At 62.2% G+C, this 3,915-nt stretch carries 4 protein-coding genes and 1 pseudogene; all 5 read right to left on the minus strand.

Annotated features, from left to right (window positions below):
- Positions 1-201: 201 nt before the first annotated feature.
- A pseudogene (locus tag ACEK02_RS27580) lies at positions 202-799 on the minus strand (Tn3 family transposase); the annotation flags it as partial.
- A 72-nt stretch (positions 800-871) separates the two neighbouring features.
- Entirely contained in the window at positions 872-1,756 is an 885-nt protein-coding gene (locus tag ACEK02_RS27585; RefSeq protein ID WP_371424656.1) for an alpha/beta hydrolase-fold protein, read from the minus strand.
- Between the two features lie 52 nt (positions 1,757-1,808).
- Complete coding sequence (locus tag ACEK02_RS27590; RefSeq protein ID WP_371424657.1) at positions 1,809-2,723, minus strand: hypothetical protein; 915 nt, start codon at positions 2,721-2,723, stop codon at positions 1,809-1,811.
- 250 nt (positions 2,724-2,973) lie between these two features.
- Complete coding sequence (locus tag ACEK02_RS27595; protein WP_371424658.1) at positions 2,974-3,285, minus strand: PadR family transcriptional regulator; 312 nt, start codon at positions 3,283-3,285, stop codon at positions 2,974-2,976.
- Between the two features lie 308 nt (positions 3,286-3,593).
- On the minus strand, positions 3,594-3,915 hold a 322-nt coding region (locus ACEK02_RS27600; RefSeq protein WP_371424659.1), incomplete at its 5' end, for an HAD hydrolase family protein.

A 3,915-nucleotide genomic window follows, 5' to 3' on the forward strand; every position in this document is an offset into this window, starting at 1 on the left:
CTTGAATCAAACCGTGATTCAGCGCGCAAGTCCGTTTATGAGTTCACGACCTAGGTCGTCGCGCCCGAGGACCGTGGCCTTTGGTTTGAAGTCGGGCAGCCATGACCAAGGCCGGTTGTGGCGTTGGCCAAATGGCCGGGTCGTATGGGTGACTGCACGAAGTGACGTATCTTCACGCTAAGGACGAACGGATGCCGAACATCACGCGGCGAGCAGGGAATTGATGGCACGAAGCGGCCGCAGGGCATTTGGATCGGGGCGATCGGCGACATTCCAGCTATAGTCGCCAGTCAGCGAGATATGTTCCCAGCGCAATGGTGCGACGTGGCGTGCGATCTCGTCGGGCGCCGATGTCCGCCAGCGCCATTTCGAGATAGCCGGTGTTCCACAGGATGATAGCGGTGACGAGCAGGTTGAGGCCGGATGCGCGATAGGTCTGGTTCTCGAACCGCCGGTCACGCAGTTCGCCGAGCTGATTGAAGAGGAGGGCGCGGGCAAGCGCGTTGCGGTCCTCGCCTTTGGTGAGGCCCGCCGGGATGCGTCGGCGCAGGTCAATGTCGCGCAACCAATCGAGCATGAAGATCGAGCGTTCGAGACGACCAAGCTCGCGCAGCGCGATAGCCATTCCGTTCTGTCGCGGATAGGTGGACAGCCGACGCAGCATGGCCGAAGCCGTGACGGTGCGGATCGACGTGGCGAACCGCAACAGTTCGTCCCAATGGGCAACGACATGGGCGATAGCGACCGGATTGCCTGTCATCGCGGCCAGCAGCGGTCCGGCTTCCTGGCCCGGCAGCATTGGAACGATAAAAACGCAGGTTTGGCATTTGCGCTTTGCAAACCAAGCCAGAACCCATCCTTTTAAGAGCAGTTAAGTCGACAGAAATGAGGCCAGGGAGGATACATCTGTAGAACAATGACCGCCATAGATCGGATGCCATTCAGTCTTGACGCCCCGCGCGCGTGCTGTGGCGACAAGCCGTTGGGAGCCCTCGAAATTGCCGTAGGCATCGTATAATCCGTTCGAGAGGTAAAGCGCCGGATAGGCCGGACCCGCCCGCTCGAGCAGCGCAAGCGGTGAGACACGCTGCCATTCGGCATCGTTCGCCGCATATTTCCGCGCCATCATCCACACGCCGAAGATGATCTTGGGGCTCGCACCCGTGCGCTGCATCGTCGCGCGGATCGTGGACAATGATGCGAAGGGCGAGGTCGAATATACGCCGGGACATAGCGCCGCGACCTTGGCGAACCGCGTCGGATAGGACAACCCGGCGATCAGGACGTTGAGGCCGCCTATGGACTCGCCCATGAGCAAGCGACGACGTGGACGCCCGACCTTCGCTTCGATCGTCGGCAGACGGGTCATCAGATCGTCCAGCAGCCCGCTGTCGGACTTTTTCCCTTTCGGCGTCAACAGCCAGGTCGAACCATAGGATACGGTCACGACGGTGGGCGGCAGCTCTGGGCGGCGCTGCCATTCCGCCTGGATCAAGGCCGTCATGTAGGTGTCGTCGTTCCAGATGTGCTCGTCGAGGTTGCGACCGTGCATATGGTAGACAACATCGCCGTTCGTCCCCCGCCGATCGCGATAGACGCAGTATCGGAGCAACCCGGACGTGCCACACGCTTCCTCCGCCGGGCGGAATGACACCTTTTGAGCGCCCCGCGTCTGTGTGGTCTCGCCCCATGCGTAGTAGATCAGGGCGGCAATAAGCGCCACGATGAGCCAGTATCGGTAAGGCCGCTTTCTCATCAGCCGGACCGTGCGACGGAGCTTATTGGTAGCAGTGGATGCCGACATCCGATCAGGCCAGCCCGACGAGGAGATGACGGTCGGACAGCGTACTGTCCGTCTCGCCGTGCGTCCGCGAAGCGACGCGGGCATGGGCCCCCGCCCGCTTCGGCAGCGCCAGCAGGCTCAATACGTAGCCGATGATGGCACTGCCGCCATAACCGACGATCGGCGTCGGGTAGTTGCCGAGGGCCGCCGCCATGATCGCGGCGAGCCAGACAGTGCCGAAAGCGGCGTAGGGCGCGCGGTTGCCGGCACCACGTCGCCAGCCGACGATCGCCGGGACCAGGAGAAGCGCCGAGCCGCTCACCGCCGCCAGACCGGCACCGGCGTGAGCATCGAAGGACGAGTAGAGGACCTGCTCGACGTAAGGCACCGCCGGCAGCGGATCGGCGCGGCCGAGCGTCACAGCGAAGCCGGCGATGCTGGCGGCGAGTGCCACAAGGGATTGCCGGTCACGGCATATGATCGTGAGCGTCACAAGGCTGAGAACGAGCATCCCGGCCATTGACCGGTCGGGTTGCAGCGCCATTGCGGCCGCAGCGGCGGCGATGCCTGCTGTCGCCAGCACGCTACGGGCTTGCGAGAACGCGACGATCATCAGCGGCAACAGGATCAGGCTGGGCTGAATGGCGAATCCGCCAAGTCTCACCCAGCGTGATATGCCCTCAACCTCGGCCCCGGCGAGACCGGTCGCCAGCAGTGCGCCCGCCATCGCGATGATCGCACCGTCCGTCCATTGCTGTCCCGTTGGGAGAGTGCGGCCGAGCAGCGCCAGGCCGATCGCCAATGCACCGACGTTGACCCCAAGATAGCGCATCGGCGCGCCGGCAATCACCATATAGGCAAGGCCGAGAACGACCGCGCCTGCCGCGCAGACGATACCGATAGCACGAGGGCGACGCATCGCGGCATCGATAATTGTCATTGGGACTGATCCTTCGGAGAATGGAGCGCCATCGCCGATCAGCGAGGCGAAGGGTTGAAGCAGATGCGATGCGACTGCGCGGGGCATGAGCCCGCACGCGCTGTCGAGCGCGAACAGGAGCGCCTTGGTGTCGTCCGGGATACCGGCAGTTTCGCATCGGATCGCCCATCCCCACGAATACAGCGAGGGGGGCAGTGTCGATTGCAAGGCACGGCACGCGAGATCGGCCAGACCGCGGCGAAGGCAACGCTCATGTGGTTGCCTCCCTGCATTGACCGTTGGGTCGGGCCGCCTGGCCGGGGGGATTGGTGCGGGCGAGCTGCACGCCACTTGCCGTCAGCCGGTAGGCGTGCCGCGGCGGTCGCCCTCCTTCAGCCGGCTGCTGCCATTCCGCTTCGAGATAGCCTTGCGTCTCCAGACGGATCAGCAGCGGATAGAGCGTACCGGATTTCACGCCAGCAATTTGTGCCAGTTCGTAACCGTGGGACCATGCACCGCGAGCATCAAGCAAAGCGGAGAGAATCATCCGGGCGTGGGGCGAGAGGGCACGTGTACGAGTCATATACCATAACTCTACCTAGATAGATTTATGGTCAAGACCTCATCATCGAATCATTCGATTTTGAAATACCAGATAGCTTCTAACGTTGAGCCCGCCTTGCACTCTGGGTTGTCCGCTATTTGTTCACGCCTAGCGTGCAGAGACGTCACTTTATGTAGTCACCCCTTGTACATGGGAAACGCCTCTTTGGTTGGTGGGGTTTGCGCCTGATGTGTAGTCGGCTCGTGAACAAAATTGATGCGGTCGTCTAATTGCAGGTCAAATAGTAAGAACTTTCTTCGCTTTGAGTCCGTTTGCCGGGCGAAGGGTCAGGGTGCGAGGCAGGCGAGGATTGCCCTTATCGCCGTCCGGGTCTCCGCCACGTCTCGGACGGGGACTGCGTCGATTCCCGCTACGCGAACGGGATCATCATTGCCGCCGGGATAAATCGCGTCTCCCATGAACAACATCTCCGACTGCGATATGCCGGTTTCCTCGGACAGCCGTCGCATGCCATAAGCCTTGTCGATGCCAGGGCGGGTGATGTCGATGGAGGTCGATCCTCCGACGTTTACCGACAATTCGGGCAGCCGCGTTCGAAGCGCCGCCTGCAGTGCCTTGCGCTTGGCGAAGTCGGGATCCCACGCTTTC

It is taken from the genome of Tardiphaga sp., assembly GCF_041424195.1.
GTDB lineage: Bacteria > Pseudomonadota > Alphaproteobacteria > Rhizobiales > Xanthobacteraceae > Tardiphaga.